The sequence below is a fragment of the Stenotrophomonas sp. YJH_SMC_135 genome, from assembly GCF_059372355.1.
In genome coordinates this window covers 42,459-63,870 of record NZ_JCAFVN010000004.1, presented here as the reverse complement: position 1 = coordinate 63,870, position 21,412 = coordinate 42,459, and the positions used below count along the sequence as shown (strand labels likewise).

Annotated in this window: 19 protein-coding genes; 9 read left to right on the top strand and 10 right to left on the bottom strand. The window is 67.6% G+C overall.

All coding sequences use genetic code 11. From position 1 onward, the window contains the following. Positions 1-169: 169 nt before the first annotated feature. From AC5P98_RS15015 to AC5P98_RS15005, 3 genes are all read left to right on the top strand, one after another. On the top strand, positions 170-466 hold the full coding sequence (locus AC5P98_RS15015) for a hypothetical protein (protein WP_014645632.1): 297 nt from the start codon (positions 170-172) through the stop codon (positions 464-466). A 150-nt stretch (positions 467-616) separates the two neighbouring features. Beyond that, positions 617-1,549 (top strand): MBL fold metallo-hydrolase, encoded by a 933-nt coding sequence (locus AC5P98_RS15010; RefSeq protein WP_049404011.1) that lies wholly within the window; start codon positions 617-619, stop codon positions 1,547-1,549. A gap of 105 nt (positions 1,550-1,654) precedes the next feature. Further along, the gene (locus AC5P98_RS15005; protein WP_049404009.1) at positions 1,655-3,307 is read left to right on the top strand and encodes a M28 family metallopeptidase; all 1,653 of its coding nucleotides are present in this window, start codon (positions 1,655-1,657) and stop codon (positions 3,305-3,307) included. A 244-nt stretch (positions 3,308-3,551) separates the two neighbouring features. Here the strand turns inward: AC5P98_RS15005 and AC5P98_RS15000 are convergent, their stop codons facing one another. Both AC5P98_RS15000 and AC5P98_RS14995 read right to left on the bottom strand, forming a co-directional pair. Then, on the bottom strand, positions 3,552-3,848 hold the full coding sequence (locus AC5P98_RS15000) for a hypothetical protein (RefSeq protein ID WP_495230115.1): 297 nt from the start codon (positions 3,846-3,848) through the stop codon (positions 3,552-3,554). 67 nt (positions 3,849-3,915) lie between these two features. Continuing rightward, a complete protein-coding gene (locus tag AC5P98_RS14995) occupies positions 3,916-5,250 on the bottom strand; it encodes an MFS transporter (RefSeq protein WP_014645636.1) in 1,335 nt (444 codons plus the stop codon). Positions 5,251-5,473: 223 nt separating this feature from the next. Here AC5P98_RS14995 and yedA point away from each other — a divergent pair, with 223 nt between their 5' ends. Both yedA and rarD read left to right on the top strand, forming a co-directional pair. Then, positions 5,474-6,379 carry a drug/metabolite exporter YedA gene (gene yedA / locus AC5P98_RS14990; RefSeq protein ID WP_049404006.1) on the top strand — a complete coding sequence of 302 codons (906 nt, stop codon included), beginning with the start codon at positions 5,474-5,476 and terminating at the stop codon, positions 6,377-6,379. After that, positions 6,376-7,272: an EamA family transporter RarD gene (rarD, locus tag AC5P98_RS14985; protein WP_014645638.1), complete on the top strand. Its 897-nt coding sequence runs from the start codon at positions 6,376-6,378 to the stop codon at positions 7,270-7,272. Before yedA ends, rarD begins: the two co-directional genes overlap by 4 nt. A gap of 207 nt (positions 7,273-7,479) precedes the next feature. Here rarD and AC5P98_RS14980 read toward each other — a convergent pair whose 3' ends face one another. Then, positions 7,480-10,305 carry a TonB-dependent receptor gene (locus AC5P98_RS14980; protein WP_032956237.1) on the bottom strand — a complete coding sequence of 942 codons (2,826 nt, stop codon included), beginning with the start codon at positions 10,303-10,305 and terminating at the stop codon, positions 7,480-7,482. A 358-nt stretch (positions 10,306-10,663) separates the two neighbouring features. On the opposite strand from AC5P98_RS14980, the gene AC5P98_RS14975 reads away from it, so the two are divergent. After that, positions 10,664-10,942, top strand: a complete 279-nt coding sequence (locus AC5P98_RS14975) for a YrhB domain-containing protein (RefSeq protein ID WP_019661820.1) — start codon at positions 10,664-10,666, stop codon at positions 10,940-10,942. A gap of 96 nt (positions 10,943-11,038) precedes the next feature. Here the strand turns inward: AC5P98_RS14975 and AC5P98_RS14970 are convergent, their stop codons facing one another. The 4 genes from AC5P98_RS14970 to AC5P98_RS14955 form a co-directional block, all read right to left on the bottom strand. Then, positions 11,039-12,361, bottom strand: coding sequence for an ABC transporter permease (locus AC5P98_RS14970; RefSeq protein ID WP_032956233.1), 1,323 nt, complete (start codon positions 12,359-12,361; stop codon positions 11,039-11,041). Positions 12,362-12,374: 13 nt separating this feature from the next. Continuing rightward, positions 12,375-13,532 carry an ABC transporter permease gene (locus AC5P98_RS14965; RefSeq protein WP_014035671.1) on the bottom strand — a complete coding sequence of 386 codons (1,158 nt, stop codon included), beginning with the start codon at positions 13,530-13,532 and terminating at the stop codon, positions 12,375-12,377. Between the two features lie 14 nt (positions 13,533-13,546). Further along, the gene (locus AC5P98_RS14960; protein ID WP_004137569.1) at positions 13,547-14,236 is read right to left on the bottom strand and encodes an ABC transporter ATP-binding protein; all 690 of its coding nucleotides are present in this window, start codon (positions 14,234-14,236) and stop codon (positions 13,547-13,549) included. 102 nt (positions 14,237-14,338) lie between these two features. Further along, positions 14,339-15,586 carry an efflux RND transporter periplasmic adaptor subunit gene (locus AC5P98_RS14955; protein ID WP_495230085.1) on the bottom strand — a complete coding sequence of 416 codons (1,248 nt, stop codon included), beginning with the start codon at positions 15,584-15,586 and terminating at the stop codon, positions 14,339-14,341. A gap of 202 nt (positions 15,587-15,788) precedes the next feature. Here AC5P98_RS14955 and AC5P98_RS14950 point away from each other — a divergent pair, with 202 nt between their 5' ends. From AC5P98_RS14950 to AC5P98_RS14940, 3 genes are read left to right on the top strand one after another with little or no spacing between them, the layout of a single operon-like run. Continuing rightward, positions 15,789-15,917 (top strand): hypothetical protein, encoded by a 129-nt coding sequence (locus tag AC5P98_RS14950; protein ID WP_257473236.1) that lies wholly within the window; start codon positions 15,789-15,791, stop codon positions 15,915-15,917. Then, positions 15,914-17,137 (top strand): sensor histidine kinase, encoded by a 1,224-nt coding sequence (locus tag AC5P98_RS14945; protein WP_495230084.1) that lies wholly within the window; start codon positions 15,914-15,916, stop codon positions 17,135-17,137. Before AC5P98_RS14950 ends, AC5P98_RS14945 begins: the two co-directional genes overlap by 4 nt. Further along, positions 17,134-17,736 (top strand): response regulator transcription factor, encoded by a 603-nt coding sequence (locus AC5P98_RS14940; RefSeq protein WP_014645643.1) that lies wholly within the window; start codon positions 17,134-17,136, stop codon positions 17,734-17,736. Before AC5P98_RS14945 ends, AC5P98_RS14940 begins: the two co-directional genes overlap by 4 nt. 534 nt (positions 17,737-18,270) lie before the next feature. Here the strand turns inward: AC5P98_RS14940 and AC5P98_RS14935 are convergent. The 3 genes from AC5P98_RS14935 to AC5P98_RS14925 form a co-directional block, all read right to left on the bottom strand. Then, positions 18,271-18,807 carry a cytochrome b gene (locus AC5P98_RS14935; RefSeq protein ID WP_049408697.1) on the bottom strand — a complete coding sequence of 179 codons (537 nt, stop codon included), beginning with the start codon at positions 18,805-18,807 and terminating at the stop codon, positions 18,271-18,273. Next, positions 18,804-19,907: a catalase family peroxidase gene (locus tag AC5P98_RS14930; RefSeq protein ID WP_032961465.1), complete on the bottom strand. Its 1,104-nt coding sequence runs from the start codon at positions 19,905-19,907 to the stop codon at positions 18,804-18,806. Before AC5P98_RS14930 ends, AC5P98_RS14935 begins: the two co-directional genes overlap by 4 nt. A gap of 136 nt (positions 19,908-20,043) precedes the next feature. Further along, entirely contained in the window at positions 20,044-21,411 is a 1,368-nt protein-coding gene (locus tag AC5P98_RS14925) for a leucyl aminopeptidase family protein (RefSeq protein WP_049408696.1), read from the bottom strand. Between the last annotated feature and the right edge of the window lies 1 nt (position 21,412).

Sequence of the window (21,412 nt, the reverse complement as noted above, 5' to 3'; positions counted from 1 at the left end):
CATGCTCGACTTTGCTCCGCCCCTGTAGAGCCGAGCCCGTGCTCGGCTGGGTAGCAACGCAGCCGAGCATGGGCTCGGCTCTACAGGGACGCCCCCGCCGGCACGACCGTGGCACAGCACCCATGGCATGATGTCCACGCGCCGCCGGCGCGATGACATGGAGTCTGCGATGGCCTGGTTGTCGCTGCTGCTGTTCCTGCCCTGGTTCCTGCTGCTGGGCAGCCTGTACTGGCTGTTCCCGCGCCAGCCGCGTAGCGCGCGGCGGCGCCTGTTCGATGGCACCACCCTGGTACTGGCGTTCGCGCTGAGCATTGTGTCGATGCTGTGGGGCTACCGCATCGGCGTGGTGCAACCCGGCGCCGGCCCGATCTGGCCGCAGGTGCTGGCGGTGCTGTACGCCTACGGCGCGTTCCTGGCGGTGCTGGTGCTGGCGTTGCTGCTGCGACCGCGCTGGCTGGACCGGTAGTGCCGGCCGCTGGCCGGCAACTGCATTCAACGGGCTGCGCCGAGGTTTGCCGGCCAGCGGCCGGCACTACCCGACCAAAGCCGCATCGAACCCGGGCCGCCTGCGCGCCTACCATGGGCGTCTGTTCCCGATCCTGCCAGGTGCGTGCCGATGACCGCCGACCCCAGCATCCACACCATCGATACCGGCTTCCAGCGCCCGGACTTCGACGCGGCTTACCTGATCGTTGAAAACGGCCGCGCCGCGTTCGTCGACTGCGGCACCGGCCTGTCCGTGCCGGCGATGCTGCAGGCGCTGGCGGATGCCGGCCTGGGCGTGGAAGCGGTGGACTGGTTGCTGCTCACGCACGTGCACCTGGACCACGCCGGCGGCGCCGGCCTGCTGATGCAGCAGCTGCCCAACGCAAAGGCGGTGCTGCACCCGCGCGGTGCGCCGCACATGATCGACCCGACCCGGCTGATCGCCGGTGCCACGGCGGTGTATGGCGCCGACGAGATCGCGCGCAGCTATGGCCGCATCGAGGCGATTCCGGAGTCGCGCGTGGTGGTGGCCGAAGACGGCCACCGCATCGATCTGGCCGGCCGCGAGCTGGTGCTGCTGCACACGCCGGGTCACGCGCTGCATCACTATTGCGTATGGGATGCGCGCAGCCGCAGCTGGTTCACCGGCGATACCTTCGGTATCTCCTACCGCGAGCTGGACAGCGTGCAGGGCGCTTTCATCTTCCCGACCTCCTCGCCGGTGCAGTTCGACCCGGAGGCGATGAAGGCCTCGATCCAGCGCATGCTGGGCTACGGCCCGCAGGCGATGTACCTGACCCACTACGGTCGTGTGGAACAGGCGGAGAAACTGGCCGGCGACCTGTTCGAGCAGATCGATGCGATGGCCGCCATCGGCCGCCAGTGCGACGGTCGACCGGACCGCCATCGTTGCCTGTTGGCCGCGTTGCAGGCGCTGTATCTGGAACGTGCACAGCTGCATGGCTGTGCGCTGGACGATGCGGCAGTGACCACCGTGCTGGCGATGGATATCGAGCTCAACGCACAGGGCCTGGCCTGCTGGCTGGATCGCATCAGCAGGTAGATCCACGCCCTGCGTGGATGACGCGGGCCCAAGCCGCGCCGTGATGTCACGACCACGTTACACTCTGGTGACTTCCAAGCTAGCCGTGGTACTGCCGTGAATCCGATGCGCGTGTTGCTGCTGTCGTCCTGCCTGTTCGTCGGTGGCCTTGCCCATGCGGCCAACGACCTGCCGGGTGGCGGCATCGATCCGCAGGCGCTGTCGCGCCATGTGCGCGTTCTGGCGTCGGATGAATTCGAGGGCCGCGCGCCGGCCACCGAGGGTGAAGAGCGCACGGTGCAGTACCTGATCGAGCAGTTCCGCAGCTACGGCCTGCAGCCCGGCGGCGTGGATGGCAGCTGGGTGCAGCCGGTCCCGTTGGTGCGCGCGCAGCTGGACGGCCCGGCCAAGGCCAGCCTGTCGCTGAAGCAGGGCAAGCGTGCGCTGGCCAATGGCGTGGACGTGACCCTGCAGAGCCTGCAGCCGCGCAAGCGCGTGCAGATCAGGAATGCGCCGCTGGTGTTCGTCGGCTATGGCATCGATGCGCCGGAACGCCAGTGGAACGACTACAAGGACGTGGACCTGCACGGCAAGATCGCCGTGGTACTGATCAACGATGCCGATTTCGAAGCCGATGCACCGGGCGCATTCGACGGCAAGGCGGTGACCTACTACGGCCGCTGGACCTACAAGTTCGAGGAAGCCGCACGCCGTGGTGCCGAAGGCGTGCTGATCGTGCACGAGACCGCGCCGGCCGCCTACGGCTGGGCCACGGTGAAGAGCTCGGGCACATCGCCGCTGTTCGACATCGAGCGCGGCCAGGACGAGGCGATGGCGCAGCACACGCCGCTGCGTGGCTGGATGCAGCGCGAGCTGGCCGAGGCGATCTTCGCCGACGCCGGCCTCGACTTCGATGCCGAGAAGCGCAAGGCGATGCGCGCCGACTTCCGTCCTGTGGCACTGGACAACGCCAAGCTGAGCGTGGACTTCGCGCTGAAGCGCGAGCAGGTGGTGACCCGCAACGTGGTGGCCAAGCTGCCCGGTGGCGAGCATGGCGACGAGGCGGTGATCTTCTCTGCGCACTGGGATGCGTTCGGCATCGGCCAGCCCGACGCCAAGGGGGACCGCATCCGCCGCGGTGCGATCGACAACGCCACCGGCGTGGCCACGGTGCTGGAACTGGGCCGGGTGTTCGCCGCCGGCCCGCAGCCGCAGCGCACGCTGTACTTCGTGGCGCTGACCGCCGAAGAGAAGGGCCTGCTGGGCGCCAGCTACTACGCCGCGCACCCGCTGGCGCCGCTGGACAAGACCGCCGCGGTGCTGAACATCGAAATGTTCAGCCCGGATGGCCCGACCCGCGACATCGCGTCGTGGGGCAACGGCCGGGTCTCGCTGGAAGGCGACCTGGAACGCGTGGCCAAGGCCCGCGGCCGCAGCTACAGCCCGGACCCGAACCTGGAAGCGGGCTTCTTCTACCGCGCTGACCACTTCGCCTTCGCCCGCCTGGGCGTGCCGGCAATCACCATCGGCCCGGGCCTGGACAAGCTGGACGGTGGGGTTGAAGCCGGCCGCGCGCTGCGCGAGAAGTACTTCGCCGATTGCTACCACCAGGCCTGCGATGCCTGGACGCCGAGCTGGGACCCGAGCGGCCACGCTGCCGATACCCTGCTGGTCTACGATCTGGGCGCGGAGCTGGCCAACAGCCGCCGCTGGCCGACGTGGGAAAAGGAATCGGAGTTCCGCGGCGCGCGCGACAAGAGCGAAGCGGCCCGCCGCTGAGGTAGTGCCGGCCGCTGGCCGGCAACTGCCTGCTATTTCCGGAGGTTCATGAGGTTGCCGGCCAGCGGCCGGCACTACCGAAAGAAGGTGGCGTTGCCGGCCAGCGGCCGGCACTACCGAAAGAAGGTGGCGTTGCCGGCCAGCGGCCGGCACTACCAAAGGAATGTTGAGTTGCCGGCCAGCGGCCGGCACGACCGAAAGAATGTGGAGGTGTCGGCCAGCGGGCGGCACGACCGGGTGTTCGTCAGCGCCGGCGCAGCAGCTTCCACGCGCCCCAGCCGCTGGCGGCGAGCGCTGCCAGATAGCACGCCACCATCGTGCGCAGGCCGACCAGCGATCCGCCGTTGACGCCGCGATGCAGGCGCAGTTGCAGCGAGCTGTGGCCGCTGCCCAGGTCCACTGCCAGCTGCAGCGCCAGTGCGGCGCAGAACAGCAGCAGGGCGATCCCGAAACCGATGCGTGGCCATGCGGCCTGTGCGCTGGGGCGGCGCAGCAGCCAGGCCAGTGCCGTGGCTGCGGCCAGCGTCACCGTGATCCACATCAGTGGAGGAGCGGGAGACGCAGCGGCCACCGGCATTGCACCGGTGGCCGCGATCAGGGCAACGCGCTTACTTGCGGGTGCCGTCGAGCCAGTTCGGGCCCTTGTTGGTGAGGAAGAACACATAGACCACCAACGATACCGCGATCGTGGCAGTCACGTAGAGGGCGAACCAATCGACGTGGCCGGTCTTCAGCGCGCCCTGGTACAGCAGCGGGGCGGTGCCGCCGAACAGCGAGTTGGCCAGCGCATAGCCCAGGCCCACGCCCAGTGCACGCACATGGGTGGGGAACAGTTCGGCCTTTACCACCGCATTGATGGAGGTGTAGCCGGTGAGGATGACGAACGCCAGCGCCAGGGTCAGGAAGGCCAGGGTGGCGTCATGCTGGTGCGGCAGCTGGGTGATCAGGTACCAGCTGTACAGCACGCCGCCGACGCCGAAGAACACCAGCAGGGTTTTGCGGCCGATGATGTCCGACAGCCAGCCACCGACCGGCTGCAGCACCATCAGGAAGGCCAGCACGCCCAGGTTGATCAGGGTGCCGGTCATCGGATCGTTGCCGGCGAAGGCGCTCTGGATCATCTTCGGGCCGTTCACCGAGTAGGTGTAGAAGGCCACGGTGCCGCCGGCGGTGATCAGGAAGCACAGCAGCAGCGGTCGCCACTGGTGCACGAACAGCTCGTACATCGAGCCGGACTTCTGCGCCTTGCCCTCGCGCGCGGCCTCGATGGACGACTCCGACAGCGACTCGTCCATGCCACGGCGCAGCCAGAACACCACCACCGCGGCGATGCCGCCGATGCCGAAGGCGATGCGCCAGCCCCACTCGGAGATTTCCGGCTTGCCCCAGAAGGTCAGCATCAGCAGCAGGGTCAGCTGGGCCAGCACGTGGCCGCCAACCAGGGTGACGTAGTGGAAGGACGACAGGAAGCCGCGGCGGCCGGGAATGGCGGCTTCGGACATGTAGGTGGCGCTGGCGCCGTACTCGCCACCGGTGGCGAAGCCCTGCAGCAGCCGTGCGAACAGCAGGATGACCGCGGCCCAGATGCCGATGCTGGCTGCGGTGGGGGTGATGGCGATCAGGAACGAGCACAGCGCCATCAACGTGACCGAGACGGTCAGCGCCAGGCGGCGGCCATGGCGGTCGGCGAAGCGGCCGAAGAACCAGGCGCCGATCGGGCGCATCAGGAAGGTCGCGGCGAAGATCGCCCACACGTACATCGTGGAGTTCTTGTCGTCGGGCGAGAAGAACTGCGATTCGAAGTACACGGCGAACACCGAGTACACGTAGACGTCGTACCACTCCACCAGGTTGCCGGCGGAGCCTTTGAGGGTGTTGGAGATCGACCGCCGCAGGGCGGCGCGGTCGTTCGCGGGGACAGCAGGTTGGGGCGTGGTGCTCATCTGGGTGGGAATCCTCGATGCGGCGCGTCCGTGCGCAGGGAAAACGGCGCCCGGCCTTGGGGCGGCGCGGCCGGGCAGCCCTCTTGGTACTGCATCGACCGTCAACACGGGGTAGCAGACCAGAGCAGGGTGCATGGATGGATGACAGCGTGCCACCGCATGGGGTCCCGGACCATACTCAAAACGTCCTAGAATCCGCCTTCCCCCGGCTCCCTGGTGTGTCATGTCGGCTCCCCCCTCTTCGTCTGCGGCTGCCCCCCGGGGTGGCCTTGTCGCGCTGGCACTGCTGCTGGTCTACGTGGTCTGGGGCTCGACCTACCTGGGCATCGCCAAGGCCCTGCACGGCGGCGCACTGCCGCTGACGATGGTCTCCGGCAGCCGCTTCATCATTGCCGGCGGCCTGATGTTCCTGGCGCTGCGCCTGTTCTGGAAGCTGCCGAACCCGACCCTGCGGCAATGGCGCAACCTGGTCATCATGGGCGTGACCATGCTGGTGCTGGGCAACGGCATGGTGGTGCTGGCCGAGCGCGAGGTGTCCTCGGGCCTGGCCGCCACCGCGGTGGCCTCGGTGCCGCTGTGGATGGCGCTGTTCTCGGCGCTGCGCGGGCAGCATGCCAGCCGCGGTGAGTGGCTGGGCATCGCCATCGGCTTCCTCGGTGTGGTCTGGCTCAATGCCGGCAGCAGCCTGACCGCCTCGCCGACCGGGCTGGTGCTGCTGCTGATCGCGCCGATCGGCTGGGCGTTCGGTTCGGTGTGGGCACGCGGGCTGGACCTGCCGGGCCCGTTCATGACCGCGGCCGGGCAGATGATCTGCGGTGGCGTGCTGCTGGTGCTGATCGGCCTGGCGGTCGGCGAGCGCCCGAGCACGCTGCCCGATACCGGTGGCCTGCTGGCGATGGCCTACCTGTGCGTGTTCGGCTCCATCGTCGCGTTCACTGCCTACGTGTGGCTGCTGCAGAACGTGCGCCCGGCGCTGGCCGGCAGCTATGCGTACGTCAATCCGGTGATCGCGGTGCTGCTCGGCGCGCTGCTCAACGGTGAGCGCTTCGGCTGGCGCGACCTGCTGGCGATGGCGGTGATTCTCCTGGGTGTGGTGGTACTGACGATGGCAAGGACGCGAAAGAGATGAGCATGGACGAGAAAGAACAACGCCGGGGCCTGCTGGTCACCGCGTCCACCTTCGTGATCTGGGGCCTGGTGCCGGTGTACTGGCACCTGCTCAACGAGGTGCCTTCGTTCCAGATCATCGCCCACCGCATCATCTGGAGCACCGTGCTGGTGCTGGGCTGGCTGCTGATCAGCTCGCGCCTGGGCTGGTGGCAGAAGATCGCCGCGCAGCCGCGCGCGCTGCCGATCCTGCTGGTGTCGAGCCTGACCATCGCCTTCAACTGGGGCCTGTACATCTGGGCGGTCAACGCCGGCCATGTCATCGAGACCAGCCTGGGCTACTTCATCAACCCGCTGGTGAACGTGCTGCTGGGCGTGCTGGTGCTGAAGGAACGCCTGCGCCGCCTGCAATGGGTGGCGGTGGCGATGGCGGCGGTGGGCGTGGCCTGGCTGACCATCGACGCCGGCACACCGCCGTGGATCGCGCTCGGCCTGGCTTGTTCGTTCGGCCTGTATGGGCTGTTGCGCAAGCTGGTCTCGGTCGACCCGGTGGCCGGCCTGGGCGTGGAAAGCATGTACCTGTTCCTGCCGGCGCTGGCCTTCGCGATCTGGGCGGAAAACGGCCATGGCGGTGCGTTCTTCCATGGCTGGGGCTGGCGCAACGACCTGCTGCTGATCTTCGGTGGCGCAGTCACCGCCGTACCGCTGATCGGCTTTGCCTACGGCGTGAAGCGCATTCCGCTGTCGCTGGTCGGCATCCTGCAGTACATCGCACCGAGCCTGCAGCTGCTGCTGGGCGTGTTCTTCTTCCACGAAGCGTTCGATACCGCCAAGGCGATCGGCTTTGCCGCGATCTGGGCCGGCCTGATCCTGTTCGTCGGCGACAACATCCGCACGATGCGCGCCAAGCGCTAGCGCCGGCGGGGCTGCGGGGTCGGATCCCTCCGCAACGCGGAGGGCTCTGACCCTGTTCTATCCGTCGCCTGGGGTCAGAGCCCTTCGCAGGGCGAAGGGATCCGACCCGCTTCCACCCAAAAAAGAACGGCGCCCCGAGGGGCGCCGTTCTGCTTCCGTCCACGGCCAGGAGAGAGGGATGGCCGTGGCGGGAACGCGGTTGCAGGCTTAGAAGCGCTGCTGGTACTTCATGTACATGAAGCGGCCGATGTCGAAGCCACCGTAGTAGGTGAAGCTGCTGTTCGGCTGGCTGTACATGATCGGACCCTGGTGGTTGAACACGTTGTTCACGCCCAGCGACACGGTGCCATCCCACGGCAGGCTGTAACGCACCTGCAGGTCGTGGAAGGTGTTGGAGCCCACCTTGTTGGTCGGCGACGCGCTGGTGTACGACGAGTTGAAGCCCGGCAGGTTGCACTCATCCATGTACGAGCACTTCTCCTTCATGCTGGAGTAGTAGCGCGCGGTCCAGCCGATGCCGAGGTCGCCGTACTGCCAATCCAGGTTGAAGGTGGAGCGCACGCGGAAGTCGCCGGCCCAACCGGTACGCTGTTCCACCGGGGTGGTGGCGGCGCTGTCGTTGCGCTGCTCCAGGTAGTCGGTGTAGGTGGTGTTCCAGTTGACGGCGAACTTGCCGAACGCGGTTTCCGGCAGGCGGTAGCGCACGTTGATGTCATAGCCGGCGGTTTCGCGGTAGCCCGCGTTGACCAGCGAGCGGTCCAGCGAGTTGACCTGGCCGTTGCTGCCACGGGTGAAGCGGCCGCAGGCGGCATCCGAACCCTGCACGTAGCACTGTTCCAGGATGTTGGTGGCCGACTCACCGACGATGGCGTTGTCGATGCGGATCTTCCACCAGTCCAGGCTGACGTCCAGGCCCTGCACGAAGTCCGGGCTGTAGACCAGGCCGACGGTCCAGGTCTTGGCGGTTTCCGGCTTCAGGCCCGGGTTGGAACCCGAGCTGAAATCGGTGGTGGCCTGCTGGCCGGGCTTGGTGGCCACGCTGCCATCGCTGTTGAGCTGGCGGAAGTTGGCCGGCACCTTCAGCGCCTGGCAGCGGGCAGCGACGGTCGGGCTGGTGGCGGCGGTACCGAAGGAGGTATCGCACGGATCGGTGAACGAGTCGCGGCTGCTGACGGTGCCGCCGTACAGGTCATCCACGGTCGGCGCACGGAAGCCGGTGCCGTAGGTGGCGCGCACCAGCAGGCTGTCGATCGGCTTCCACTTCAGGCCGAACTTGCTGTTGGTGGTCGAACCGAAGTTGTTGTAGTCCGAGTAGCGGCCGGCCATGTCCAGCGACAGTTCGCGGGCGAACGGCAGGTCGGCCAGCAGCGGCACCTGCAGCTCCAGGTAGACCTCGTTGAGCGAGTAGTTGCCGCGGGTCGGCTGGCCGCTGGTGCCGGCGATCTCGCCCTTCTGCACCATCGTGTCCGGAGTGTAGCTGGCTTCTTCGCTGCGGTGCTCGAAGCCCATCGCGGCCAGGATGTCGCCGGCCGGCAGGGTGAGCAGCGAGCCGGAGATGTTGCCGCTGGCGACCTTGGTGGTGCTCTGCATCTTGTCGACGAAGCGGGTGAACAGGTAGTCCTGCACGTCCTGGTTGCTCAGCGAGCCGGGGCCGGTGTAACCCATCGGGGCGGCCGGGTTCCACGGCACGCAGCCGGCGATCACCGCGCCCGGCGCACCGCAGCGGGCCACGTTGCCGTCCATGAAGGACGGGCCGACGGCCAGGTTGACGTGCGGCTGGTACATGCTGCCGGTACCGATGCGCTCGCCTTCGTTGCGGTTGTACATGTAGTTGACGTTCCAGTCCCAGTACCGCGAACCGGTTTCGAAGCTGCCTTCCAGACCAATGCTGGCGCGCTTGGTTTCCAGGTTGTTCTCGGTGCCGCGCGGCAGTTCCTCGGTACGGTGCGCGAACAGCGCATCCTGGCCCCACAGGTTGAACGCGCTGTCCTTGGACAGGGCGGCACGGCTGCCATTGCGGGCCTGCGCGGCGCTGACCGAGTACGGGTAACCGGCCAGGTGCTTGGTCGACTCGCGCTTGCTGTACAACGCGTCGGCGACGATGCGCAGGTTGTCGGTGATCGAGAAGCCACCGTTGGCGAACACCGAGGTGCGTTCCAGGCCTGTCAGCAGGCTCATGTTCGACTTGGTGTTTGCACCATCAGCCGGGTCCGGCGCATGGAAATTGCCGGCCTTGCCCGGGTCGCCGCCCGGGCCCACCGTCAGGTTCTTGCCACCGACGGTGACGTAGCCCCACGGGGTGTTGCCATTGAGGCCATCGTTGGGGTGGCGCGGGCCGTTGGTGTAACGGCTGAACTCGCGGTCCTTGCCCAGCACCTCATCTTCCTTGGTGCGCTCGGCACCCACGCTGAACCAGCCGCGCTCGAAGGTCTTGCCGAAGGTCGCGCTGTAGGCGCGCTTCTGGCCGTCACCCTGGCCGTACTGGCCGACATAGACGCTGGCTTCGCCACCATCGAAATTCTTGCGGGTGATGATGTTGACCACGCCGGCGATGGCATCGGAGCCGTACAGCGCGGAGGCGCCGTCGGTCAGCACTTCCACGCGCTCGACGATGGACGACGGGATCGAGGCCAGGTCGGAGTAACCGCCGGCGCTGACGCCCATGCGGCGGCCGTCGATCAGCACCAGGCTGCGTTCCGGGCCCAGGTTGCGCAGGCTGACGTACATGCCGCCGAAGTCGCGCGAGGAGGTCAGCGACGAGGCGCGGCTCATGCTCGGCGCACCGGCGGCAGGAATGTCCTGCAGGATGTCAGCGACGTTGACGTAGCCCTTCTTCTCGATCTCGGCGCGGTTGAGCGCGACTACCGGCTGTGCGGTTTCGACACTGGCCTGGCGGATGCGCGAGCCGGTGATTTCGATGCGGTCGAGGTTGGTCGGGGTATCGCCGGCGCTCTGTGCGAAGGCGGGGGTGGTGCAGCTGGCGGCCAGCGCGATGACGATCGCGTTGCGCAGCGGATTGGTTTTCAGGGACATCCGTGAAATCTCGTGTTTCAGTAAAAACAAGCGCCCGTTCTATGGGCGCGTGGGGTGCTGCAAACCAACGTGGGGGGCGCGATTCTAGAATGTTTCCATTCGTAACTGTTTGTCTCGGCGCCGCTGGACGTGCGCGAAAATGAATCGCAACCAACAATCCACAGGTGCGCTGTGCGCAGCGTCACGCGCGCTGCGTTTGCGATGGGCAGAGGCATCGATAGCGGCACGAAGCTGGCACGCTTGAGTGGTTGCGACAACGCGTCGCAGTACGCGCTTGTATGCAGGCGCGCAGCCGTTGTGATGCACCTGCCCGCATGAAATGCTCTTCGCCTTGTCATCGAAGGCAGGAGAGGAAGGAATGATCCAGCTTGAAGAAGCACGCCGTCGCGTGGAGGCTGCACTTGCCAGCGACGATGAGCCGGTTGCCATCACGCATGAGCACGAAGTGGTCGAAGGCTGGCTGTTCTGCTTCCAGTCGCTGCGCTACCTGCAATCCGGCGAAATCTCGGATGCATTGGCCGGCAATGGGCCGATCTTCGTCGACCGGCACACAGGCGAGCAGCACGCGCTGGGCACGGCGTATCCGCCCGAGGAGGTCCTTCGCCAGCATCTGGCCGCGCGCGGCCCCGCCGTCTGATGCTGCGGCGGCGGATTTCTGAGTTCGGCAACGTGAAAGGGACGGAGCCTTCGCTCCGTCCCCTTGCGTGATGCGCAGTCCACCGCTGCGCGATGCTCAGGTTTCGCGCAGCGCCGTGGTGATCGGCAAACGTGCCGCGCGCAGGGCCGGGAACAGGCCGCCGACCAGGCCGATGCCCAGTGCCCATTTCAGGCCGGTCCACAGCAGTTCCGGCGACACATGGAACTTGAACACCACTGCGCTGAAGTTGCTGCCGATGGTGGACACGCTGTAGCCATTGAACAGCAGCCACGCCACCGCACAGCCGAGCAGGCCACCGAGCAGCGCCAGCAGCATCGTCTCCAGCATCACCGCCGTCACCACCGGCAGGCCGCGGAAGCCGATCGCACGCATGGTGGCGATTTCGCGGGCGCGCGTGGCGACGGCCGCATACATGGTGTTGAGCGCGCCAAACACCGCACCGACCGCCATGATCGTGCCGATCACCTTGCCAAGGATGTCGATCAACTTGGTCAGCCCGCCGCCCTGCTTGCTGTAGTACACGCGGGTGGTTTCCACGTCCAGTTTCAGGCGCGGGTCGGCGGCGACGGCGGCCTTGAACTGATCGAAGCCTGCCTTGCCCTCGGTGCGCACGCTGATCGACTGCCAGGCGCTGCGCTGGTAGGTGGTGGCCAGCGTATCGGCGTCGGTCCACAGTTCCGAATCATGCGCATCGCCGGTGGCGAACACACCCACCACGGTCCAGGTCTGGTTGCCCAGGGTCAGTGTCCTGCCCACCTCCATGTCGCGGAACTGGCCCTTGGCGCCCTGGCCGACCACGATCTCGCGCAGGCCAGTGGCGAACTTGCGCCCCTCGACGATCCTGACCTTGTCATGCACCGCCCATGCCTGCGGGCCCACGCCGCGGAACTGCGCGTTGACGTCGGTGCCATCGGACTTCGACACCAGGTTGACCACCTGCGACAGCTCCGGCGACAGCAGCGGCCGGCCCTGCGCATCGCGGCTGATGCCGGGCAGGGTGGACAGCATCGGTACCTGCTCGCGGGTGATCACCGAGTTGGTCTCGGCCTGCGAGCCACCGCGCAGCACGATGGCAGTGGTGTCATCGCCGGTGTTGTTGAGCGTGGCCTGGAAGCCTTCGCCCATCGCCAGCATTGCCACCAGCACGCCGACCACGCCGGCGATGCCGACCACGATCACCGAGGACGCGCCCCAGCGCTGCGGCAGGCTGGCCACGCCGATACGGGTGGCGGCCAGCGCCAGTCGCCCCCCGCGGGTCAGCAGCAGCCACAGGGCCACCAGCACGGTCACGGCCAGCACGCCGGTCCACGGCAGGCTGATCCACAGCACCAGGCCGACCGCCAGCAGCAGCACCGTCACGCCGTTGCCCAGCCACTTCTTGAGTTTGCTCTTGAACATGTCTGTGTTCTCCTCAGCGACCGGCCAGTGCGTCGACGATCTTCAGGCGCTTGGCACGCAGCGCCGGCAACAGGCCGACGATGATGCCGATCACCACGATCAGGCCCAGCCCCATCAGCCAGGTTGGCGTCGGCACGTGCGGCGGCAGCATGCCCATGCTCTTCGGGCCGATGGCCGGCAGGATCAGGGCGGCCAGGCCCATGCCGATCAGGCCGCCCAGGCCGATCAGCAGCACCGATTCCACCATCACCAGGGTCAGCACGGTGCTGTCCTTGAAGCCCAGCGTCTTCAGCGTGGCCAGCTCCGGCACGCGCTCGCGCACGGCCTGCGCCATGGTGTTGCCTGTCAACAGCAGCAGGGTGAAGAACACCGCGCCCATGATCGAGGTGACGATCATGCCGATATCCGCGAACTGCTTGACGAAGGCCTGCTGGAACGCCGATTCGGTCTGGGTCTTGGTCTCGTGGTCGGAGTTGGCCGAGATCGCGTCGATCGCCTGCGCCACCCGCGAAGAGTGGTCCGGGTTGTCCAGCGTTACCGTGTACCAGCTCACCTGGTTCTTGATGTAGTCGTTGGATTCATCGAAGTACTTCCAGTTCATCATCAACTGGCGTTCTTCGTTGGCGGCCAGCGCACGGTCCTTGGAACGGTAGATGCCCTTGAGCACCAGCGGCCAGTCGTTGCTGCCGCCACGCGGGAAGATCGTGGCCTGCAGCGGGATGGTGTCGCCGATCTTCCAGCCGAACTGCTTGGCCAGGGTTTCGCCGACGATGGCGCCGGTACGGGTCTGCTTCCAGTCTTCCAGCTGTGCCGGGTCGATCTGCAGCTCGCGGTAGACATCGAAGTAGTTGGGGGACACCGAGAAGTTCGGGAAGAAGTTCTTCGGGTCCTGGTAGATGCCGCCGAACCACATGCCATAGGCCACGTCGCGCACGCCGGCCACCTGCCGCACCTGGGCTTCCAGGCGGATCGGCAGCGACTGGGTGATCGACAGCCGCGATGCGACCACCAGGCGGTTGGCGCCTTCCACGCTGCCGCCGGAGGTGAATGCCACGCGCACCGAATCGAGCATGCCGAACAGCAGGAACGCGGCCACCACGGAGAGCAGGGTCAGCAACGTGCGGGTACGGCTGCGGAACAGCTGCGCCCACACCAACGAGAAGTATTTCATCGCCGTGGCCTCCGTCAGTGGGCCAGCGGCGCGTCGGCCAGCTCGCCCTTGTCCAGGTGCACCGTGTGCGTGGCGTACTCGGCGGCCTTCGGGTCATGGGTGACCATGATGATGGTCTTGCCATGCTCCCGGTTGAGCTGCTGCAGCAGGCCGAGGATCTCCTCGGCGGACTGGCGGTCGAGGTCGCCGGTCGGTTCGTCGCAGATCAGGAAGGTCGGGTCGGAGACGATCGCCCGCGCGATTGCCACGCGCTGCTGCTGGCCGCCGGATAGTTCATTCGGGCGGTGGCTGCGGCGGTCGGCCAGGCCGACCAGGGTCAGCGCGATCTCGGCGTTGCGGCGGCGCTGCGCCGCATTGAGGTGGGTCAGCAGTAGCGGCAGTTCCACGTTCTTCTGCGCGGTCAGCATCGGCATCAGGTTGTAGAACTGGAACACGAAGCCGACGTGGTGGCTGCGCCAGGTCGACAGCTGGCCGCCGCTCATCTGGTCGATGCGCTCGCCCTCGATGCTGATCTCGCCGCCGCTGGGGTTGTCCAGGCCGCCGATCAGGTTGAGCAGGGTGGTCTTGCCCGAGCCGGACGGGCCCATCAGCGCGACGAAGTCGCCGCTGGCGATGTCCAGGTCGATGCCGTGCAGCACCTGCACTTTCTCGGGGCCACGCTGGTAGGTCTTGGTGATGTTGCGCAGTGAAACCAGGGTCGACATGGGTGGTTCTCCACGGAAGGCGGGAAACGGGGAAGCGCCACGGCAGGGGCCGCAGGCGTGCGTCGAGCGGTGCTGCCGGCGGCGCCCGTGGGCGCCAGGCCGCTACTGCGCTTGTTTCTGTTGCACCTTGGCGCCATCGCGCAGGCTGTCCGGCGGGTTCAGCACCACCGATTCACCTGCGCTCACGCCCTTGAGGATCTGGCGGTCCTTGCCCATCGCCTGGCCGGCCTCGACCGTGCGCTGCTGCACGCGGCTTTCGTCACCCAGCACGAAGGCAACCGAGGCGCCCTCGCGCTGGACCACGGCGCCCGCCGGCACGCGCACGCCCTGCGGTTTGGCGGCCGCCTGCGGCTGCGCCTGCTCCAGGAAGCTGACGCGCACGCCCATCTCCGGCACGATGCGCGGGTCCTTCACCTTCAGCGCCACGCGCACCTTCACCGTGGCCTTGCCGCGGTCGGCGGTGGGGATGATGGCGATCACCTCGCCCGGAATCTTCCACTCCGGATAGGCGTTGAGCGTGGCTTCGACCGGCATCTTCGGCTGCACGCGGCCGATGAAGGCCTCGCCGACCTCGACTTCGATCTCCAGCGAGTCCATGTCGACGATGGTGCCGATGCCGGTACGGGTGAACCCACCGCCCGCCGACAGCGGCGAGACGATTTCGCCGGGCTGCGCGGCCTTGGCAGTGACCACGCCGGAGAACGGCGCGCGCACGATGTTGTTGTCCACGCCCAGATCGGCGATGGCCAGCTGGTCGTTGGCCACCCTGACGTTGCGCTGTGCGGTGTCCAGCTGTGCACGCAGGCTGTCACGCTGGGCCACCGCCTGGTCGTACTGCGAGCGCGACACCAGCTGCTGGCCGACCAGTGCCTGCAGGCGGCTGGCTTCAGCGGCCGCCTGCTTCTGCTGCGCTTCCAGGCCGGCCACCTGGCTGCGTGCGGCCTGCAGCTGCGAGGCATACAGGCTGCGCTGCGCGTCGGCATCGATCGGGTCCAGGGTGGCCATGATCTGGCCCTGTTCCACGCGCATGCCTTCCTCGATCATCACCTCGCGCACCTTGCCGGTGATCTTGGCCGATACCGTGGCCATGCGCCGGGCGACCACGTAGCCACTGGCATCGAGCACCGAACTGCTGGCGCTGCCCTGCTGGATGGCCACGGCGGGGGCGGTTTCCACGTCCACTGCCGGCGTACGCCCGAACAGGGCGAAGCCGACAGCGGCCAGCAACAACACGACCACGATGATCGCGATCCACAGCCAGCGGCGGCCACCGCCACCGCCGCCGGAGGCGGGCGGCGGCGATTTGCGGTCGATACGGAGTTCCTTCAACAGCTCGGCAGAAGCGTTCATTCGTTCCATCACAGGCGTTTGGGCGGGTGTGGCCGGAAGGACGGACGGCGGCGGTTCCGGCGGTGGAGCGTGCGGCACAGCATGCAGGCAGGCACAGCGATGACGGCAGTGACAGCTGTCACCCGATGACACTGACGGCGGCAACTGCGAAACGTGACCACGGCGGCACAGGATGGCAATGTCCCCGCTACCGGTACCGCCCATGGATCCGATCACCCCGTCGCTGGCCCGCCACAGCCGCGCCGCCAAGCGTACCGTGATCCGCGCTCGGTTGCGCCGGTGCCGCCCGGCCGGTGGTGGCGCCTGCGCGCAGGCGGCTGAACTGGCATGATCGGCGGCGATCGTCCCCGCCTGGAACCGCCCGTGCCGTCGACATGGCTTGCCTCGCTGCTGCGCCCCGCGCCGGACTCGGCGGTGGCCGATACGCTGCGCCGGGGAAAATCGCCCTGGAGCGAGGCAGTCCACCTGCTGTGGTCGGTGTGGATCTTCCTGACGCCCTTGCTTGGCCACGGCTTCACCCTGCGCTGGCTGCTGCTGACGCTGGCCAGCTATCCGGTGTTCCTGCTGCTGTACGCCAAGGTGATGGTGGCGCCGCGCCATCACGCTCCGCGCTATGCGCTGGGCCTGATCGCGATGTCGCTGGTGCTGCTGCCCTGGTATCCGTCCGGGCTGACCTACTTCGTGTTCGGCTGCGTGCTGCTGCGGGTGAGCGGACGCGGTGGCTGGTGGCAGTATCTGCTGCAGCTCACTGGCCTGAACCTTCTGTTCTGCAGCCTCGCGCTGCTGTTCCAATACCCGTGGCAGAGCCTGGTCTGGATCCCGGCCGTGTCCTACATCGTGGGGCTGGTCGTGAACGTGGAAGCGCTCAACCAGCAGAAGGATGCGGCACTGCAGCTGTCGCAGGACGAGGTGCGGCGGCTGGCGGCCACTGCCGAGCGCGAACGCATCGGCCGCGACCTGCATGACCTGCTCGGCCACACCCTGTCGCTGATCACATTGAAGCTGGAGCTGGCGCGCAAGCTGCATGATCGCGGCGACGCGCGCGCGCGGCTGGAGATCGGCGAGGCCGAGGCCATCGCCCGCGAAGCGCTGGCACAGGTGCGCAGCGCGGTTACCGGCATCCGCGCCAGCGACCTGGCCGGTGAGCTGGCATCGGCGCGGCTGCTGCTGGAATGCCAGCAGGTCCACCTTCAATACGCACCACCACCGGCGATGCCGGTGGATGTCGAACGCGGGCTGGCGCTGGTGCTGCGCGAGGCCGCAACCAATATCGTGCGCCATGCACAGGCGACACAGGCACGGGTGGAGTTCATGCTGGAGGGACGCATGCTGGCGATGCAGATCCGCGACGATGGCCGTGGCGGCGTGCAGGCCGAGGGCAACGGGCTGAGCGGCATGCGCGAACGCGTGGCCGCCCTGGGGGGCAGCCTGCAGGTACAGTCCGCAAAGGGCGAGGGCACGCGACTGACCGTGCGCGTGCCACTGGCTGCCGCGACCACACCGTTGCCGCCGGGAGCGCCGCCGTCGCTGGCACAGGACGGTGTCGCATGATCCGCATCCTGCTGGCCGAGGATCAGGCGATGGTGCGCGGTGCACTGTCGGCGTTGCTGGGCCTGGAGCCGGATATCGAGGTGCTGGGCAGCGCCGCCGATGGCGAAACCGCGTGGCGGATGCTGCAGCAGCTGCAACCGGACATTCTGGTCACCGACATCGAGATGCCCGGCCTGTCCGGGCTCGAGCTTGCCCAGCGCATCGCGCGCCACGAGCTGCCGATCAAGGTGGTGATCGTGACCACCTTCGCCCGGGCCGGTTTCCTGCGCCGCGCGCTGGAAGCCGGCGTGCTGGGCTATCTGCTGAAGGATGCACCGGCCGAGAACCTGGCCGATGCCCTGCGCAAGGTGAAACAGGGCATCCGCGCGATCGACCCGCAGCTGGCACTGGATGCGTGGTCGCAGGCCGATCCGCTGACCGACCGCGAGCGCCGCGTACTGCGGCTGGCGGGCGAGGGCCGCACCGCCAGCGAGATCGCCGAGCAGCTGGGGTTGTCGCACGGTACGGTGCGCAATTACCTGTCCGAGTGCATCGGCAAGCTGGGCGTGGCCAACCGGATCGAGGCGTACCGGCTGGCGCGGCAGAAGGGGTGGTTGTAGCGGATCATTTCCGCGCCTGCGGAGACGTGTCACTTTCTTTGCTCGTGCAAAGAAAGTAACCAAAGAAACACGCCGCCAGAGCGCGAGCCGTCGCTACGCGACGGTTCCCTGCGCTTCTCGGCGAATCAGGGGACGGCGCCGAACTCGCTTCGCTCAGACACCGGCGCCTCTGCGCCCCCTGATTCCCCTGCGATGCTCGGCTCGCTCAAGGCGGACCCAACGTCAAAGGCAAAATCTGCACCCGGTAGATCCACGCCATGCGTGGATGCTCTTGCTGTTGATCTTGACCTTCCAGTCCGCCTTGAGCGAGCCGAGCACCGCAGGACCGGCGAGGGCGAAGAGGCGCGGGTGTCTGAGCGCAGCGAGTTCCCGCGCCGTCCCTCGACGGACCGAGGAGCACAGGGAACCGTCGCGTAGCGGCGGCTCGCGGCCGGCGGAGCGTTTCTTTGGTTACTTTCTTTGCGCGCAAAGAAAGTGACACCCCACCCGCGGTCGCGGAAACAACCCGCCGGGAACTCCCGGCGAACCCGATCATCACTCCTTCCCGCGCGCCATCGCCTGGAACACCCCGTCACGCCGCACCCACAGGTGGAACAGCGCCGCACCCACATGCATCAGCACCGTGGCAAACAACACATAGGCCAGCAGGCTGTGCGCATTGCGCAACGCGGCATACAGTGCCGGGGTATGGGGCACGATCGGCGGCAGGTGCAGGCCGCCCCACAGCACGATCGGGTAACCGCCGGCCGACAGCATCGCCCAGCCGATCAGCGGCATCGCCAGCATCAGCGCGTACAGCATCCAGTGCGAGGCCTTGGCCGCCATCACCTGCCACACAGGAAGATCCGCCGGCAGCGGCGGTGGGCGATGACGCAGCCGGTTGTACAGGCGCAGCAACACCAGTACGCCGATAGTGATGCCCAATGGGCGGTGCAGGTCGATCAGCATCGGCCGCAGGTGCAGCGAGGCGACCATGGTCACGCCAATGAACAGCATGGCGACGATCATCAGCGCCATGGACCAGTGCAGCACCCGCGCGAGCAGGTTGAAGTGGCCGTTGCCGGTGCTCATCGTGCGGCCTCCTTCCGTTGCTCGACGTTGCCGGTGGCGCGCTCGCGTTCGCGGCGGTTGAAGGACTGCGAATACACGGCCGAGCGGGCCGCCAGGATCGGATCGTCACTGCCACGCACGCCGCTGGGCAGGATCAGCGGATCGAAATTGATCTGCCCACAGGCGCCCTGTTCCTGCGACTGCATGCGGTCCAGGCTGAGTACGCCGGCCACTACCTGGTCACGCGATTCGGGCCACGGTACCGACGGATCATCGATGGCATCGCCAGGCTCGGCGGTGGTCACGACCAGGTTCCAGCGCACCGGGCCGCTGGCCAGGCGCTGCTGCAGTTCCTGGCTGAGGAAATCGACGCTGGCCTGCTTGCGGGTTTCCGCATCCATCTCCACCACCGGCGCCTGCGGCTGCCAGCGCCAGCGCACCGCGCGCTTCTGGCCCTGCGCATTGGTGAACCAGAAGCTGTTGACGCTGTTGAAGGTGGTGTCGGCCCAGCTGCTGGTCCACGGCGCGGTCTTGGCCCACTGCTGGAAAGCCTGCGCACTGGGGTATTTGGCCAGCACCGCGGCCATCTTCTGCGGATCGGGCTTGCCGGTGGCCGGGTCGGGAATGGAGGCGCGGGTCTGCTCGTAGAACGCCTCGGCGCTGGGCACGGCGAAGAACGGGAAGCTGTTCATCGCCATGCGCCATTCCTGGCCATCATCGCTGACCATCTGCACCGCGAGGCTGCGCACGCGTGCAGTGTTGTCGGCACCGTAGGGGTCGCCGCCGCCGATCGACAACCGGCCCATCACCGGCACGCGGCGCTGCGAGAACACCCGTGCGCTGGACAGGGTGGGGGCCTGCGCGCTGGGTTCGAACCAGCCGCTCACGCAGATGCCCTTGCTGTGCGCGCGGCGGAAGCCCGGGTGGGCCGGGCCGGTGGCCTCGATGGTGTCGGTGAAGCGCTGCGCGGTCAGGCGGTTTCCAATCCAGCCGGCCAGCCAGGCGAAGGCCAGCGCGACCGCACCCAGAATGAGTGCGATCAGTGCGATCCAGAGCAGGGGTGAATGCTTGCGTGGCGCGCCCGGCGTCTGGCCAGCGCGGGTGTAGCGGAAGAGCGACATGGTCGGAGTCCTGCCTTCACGGAGCGTGTGGGTGGTCGACCCACACATCCTCGCAGAACCCGGCCGGGGCCGAAATTCAATTTTTCGTCAGATTTTCCGGGGACGGGGTGCCGACCAACGGTCGGCACCCACCCGATCAGCTGTAGCGCTGCTTCAGCATCGCCCACGCCGAGCGCAGCGCCAGCGCTTCGCCACCGGCCGGACGGCCCGGGCGCTCGCCGTCGTTCCAGGCATACACATCCAGGTGCGCCCAGCGCTGGCCGTCTTCCAGGAAGCGTTCCAGGTACAGCGCGGCGGTCACCGAGCCGGCCATGCGCGAACCGGCGTTGGCCAGGTCGGCGATGCCGCTGCTCAGGTAGCGCAGGTAGGGGCGCCACAGCGGCATGCGCCAGACCGGGTCGCGGGTCGCGTCACCGGCCTGCAGCCACTGCTGGGCCACCGTGTCGTCGTTGCTGAACAGTGCCGGCAGGTCCGGGCCCAGTGCGATGCGCGCGGCACCGGTGAGGGTGGCGAAGTCCAGCACCAGGTCCGGCTTCTGCTCACCGGCGAAGGTCAGCGCATCGCACAGGATCACGCGGCCTTCGGCATCGGTGTTGTCGATCTCCACGCTCAGGCCCTTGCGGGTGGCGATCACTTCGCCCGGGCGGAAGGCATCCGGACCGATCGCGTTTTCCACCGCCGGCACCAGCAGGGTCAGCCGCACCGGCAGCCCACGTGCCATCACCAGGCCGGCCAGGGCCAGTGCGTGCGCGGCGCCGCCCATGTCCTTCTTCATGTTGCGCATGCCGTCGGCCGGCTTGATGTCCAGCCCGCCGGTATCGAAGCACACGCCCTTGCCCACCAGCACCAGCGCCGGGTCGGTTTCCCTGCCCCAGCGCAGCACGACCAGACGCGGCGCACGATGCGAAGCGCGGCCCACGGCGTGGATGGCCGGGAAATTCTGCTTCAGCAGTTCGTCGCCGGTAATCGCCTCGACCTGCGCGCCATGTGCATCGGCCAGCGTGCGCGCGGCGTCTTCCAGCTGCTGCGGGCCCATGTCTTCGGTCGGGGTGTTGACCCAGTCGCGCACGCGCAGGCTGGCGGCGATCAGGTCGGCCACTTCGCCGGTCGGCGAGGCCACCAGCTGCGCCGGTGCGCGGTTGCGCTTGCGATAGCGGTCAAAGCGGTAGCTGCCCAGGCCCCAGCCCAGCTGCAGCAGCGCCAGTTCGGCGGCCGGCAGTTCATTGGCTAGCTGCCAGACGCTGCCTTCCGGCAGCGCGTGCGGCGCATGCGCATAGCTGTAGGCATCGGCACGATCACCCACGCCCATCACGGCACCGGCCAGGCCATCGGCGCCCGGCAGCAGTGCCACGCTGTGGGCGCCGGCGTTGAAGCCCTGCGATGCCAGCCACGCCTGCGTGGCAGCCGGCTGGCTGTCCTTCCAGGCGGCGAACTGCTCGCGGTCCAGCACGTACAACGGCAGCGCCGCAGCGGTGTCGGCGGTGAAACCAGTGATCTCGCTCATG

Excerpts from the sequence above, each read along its gene's own strand:
- AC5P98_RS15015 (WP_014645632.1), top strand. The coding sequence starts at position 170 with ATGGCCTGGTTGTCGCTGCTGCTGTTCCTGCCCTGGTTCCTGCTGCTG.
- AC5P98_RS15010 (WP_049404011.1), top strand. The coding sequence starts at position 617 with ATGACCGCCGACCCCAGCATCCACACCATCGATACCGGCTTCCAGCGC.
- AC5P98_RS15005 (WP_049404009.1), top strand. The coding sequence starts at position 1,655 with ATGCGCGTGTTGCTGCTGTCGTCCTGCCTGTTCGTCGGTGGCCTTGCC.
- AC5P98_RS15000 (WP_495230115.1), bottom strand. The coding sequence starts at position 3,848 with ATGTGGATCACGGTGACGCTGGCCGCAGCCACGGCACTGGCCTGGCTG.
- AC5P98_RS14995 (WP_014645636.1), bottom strand. The coding sequence starts at position 5,250 with ATGAGCACCACGCCCCAACCTGCTGTCCCCGCGAACGACCGCGCCGCC.
- yedA (WP_049404006.1), top strand. The coding sequence starts at position 5,474 with ATGTCGGCTCCCCCCTCTTCGTCTGCGGCTGCCCCCCGGGGTGGCCTT.
- rarD (WP_014645638.1), top strand. The coding sequence starts at position 6,376 with ATGAGCATGGACGAGAAAGAACAACGCCGGGGCCTGCTGGTCACCGCG.
- AC5P98_RS14980 (WP_032956237.1), bottom strand. The coding sequence starts at position 10,305 with ATGTCCCTGAAAACCAATCCGCTGCGCAACGCGATCGTCATCGCGCTG.
- AC5P98_RS14975 (WP_019661820.1), top strand. The coding sequence starts at position 10,664 with ATGATCCAGCTTGAAGAAGCACGCCGTCGCGTGGAGGCTGCACTTGCC.
- AC5P98_RS14970 (WP_032956233.1), bottom strand. The coding sequence starts at position 12,361 with ATGTTCAAGAGCAAACTCAAGAAGTGGCTGGGCAACGGCGTGACGGTG.
- AC5P98_RS14965 (WP_014035671.1), bottom strand. The coding sequence starts at position 13,532 with ATGAAATACTTCTCGTTGGTGTGGGCGCAGCTGTTCCGCAGCCGTACC.
- AC5P98_RS14960 (WP_004137569.1), bottom strand. The coding sequence starts at position 14,236 with ATGTCGACCCTGGTTTCACTGCGCAACATCACCAAGACCTACCAGCGT.
- AC5P98_RS14955 (WP_495230085.1), bottom strand. The coding sequence starts at position 15,586 with ATGAACGCTTCTGCCGAGCTGTTGAAGGAACTCCGTATCGACCGCAAA.
- AC5P98_RS14950 (WP_257473236.1), top strand. The coding sequence starts at position 15,789 with ATGGATCCGATCACCCCGTCGCTGGCCCGCCACAGCCGCGCCGCCAAG.
- AC5P98_RS14945 (WP_495230084.1), top strand. The coding sequence starts at position 15,914 with ATGATCGGCGGCGATCGTCCCCGCCTGGAACCGCCCGTGCCGTCGACA.
- AC5P98_RS14940 (WP_014645643.1), top strand. The coding sequence starts at position 17,134 with ATGATCCGCATCCTGCTGGCCGAGGATCAGGCGATGGTGCGCGGTGCA.
- AC5P98_RS14935 (WP_049408697.1), bottom strand. The coding sequence starts at position 18,807 with ATGAGCACCGGCAACGGCCACTTCAACCTGCTCGCGCGGGTGCTGCAC.
- AC5P98_RS14930 (WP_032961465.1), bottom strand. The coding sequence starts at position 19,907 with ATGTCGCTCTTCCGCTACACCCGCGCTGGCCAGACGCCGGGCGCGCCA.
- AC5P98_RS14925 (WP_049408696.1), bottom strand. The coding sequence starts at position 21,411 with ATGAGCGAGATCACTGGTTTCACCGCCGACACCGCTGCGGCGCTGCCG.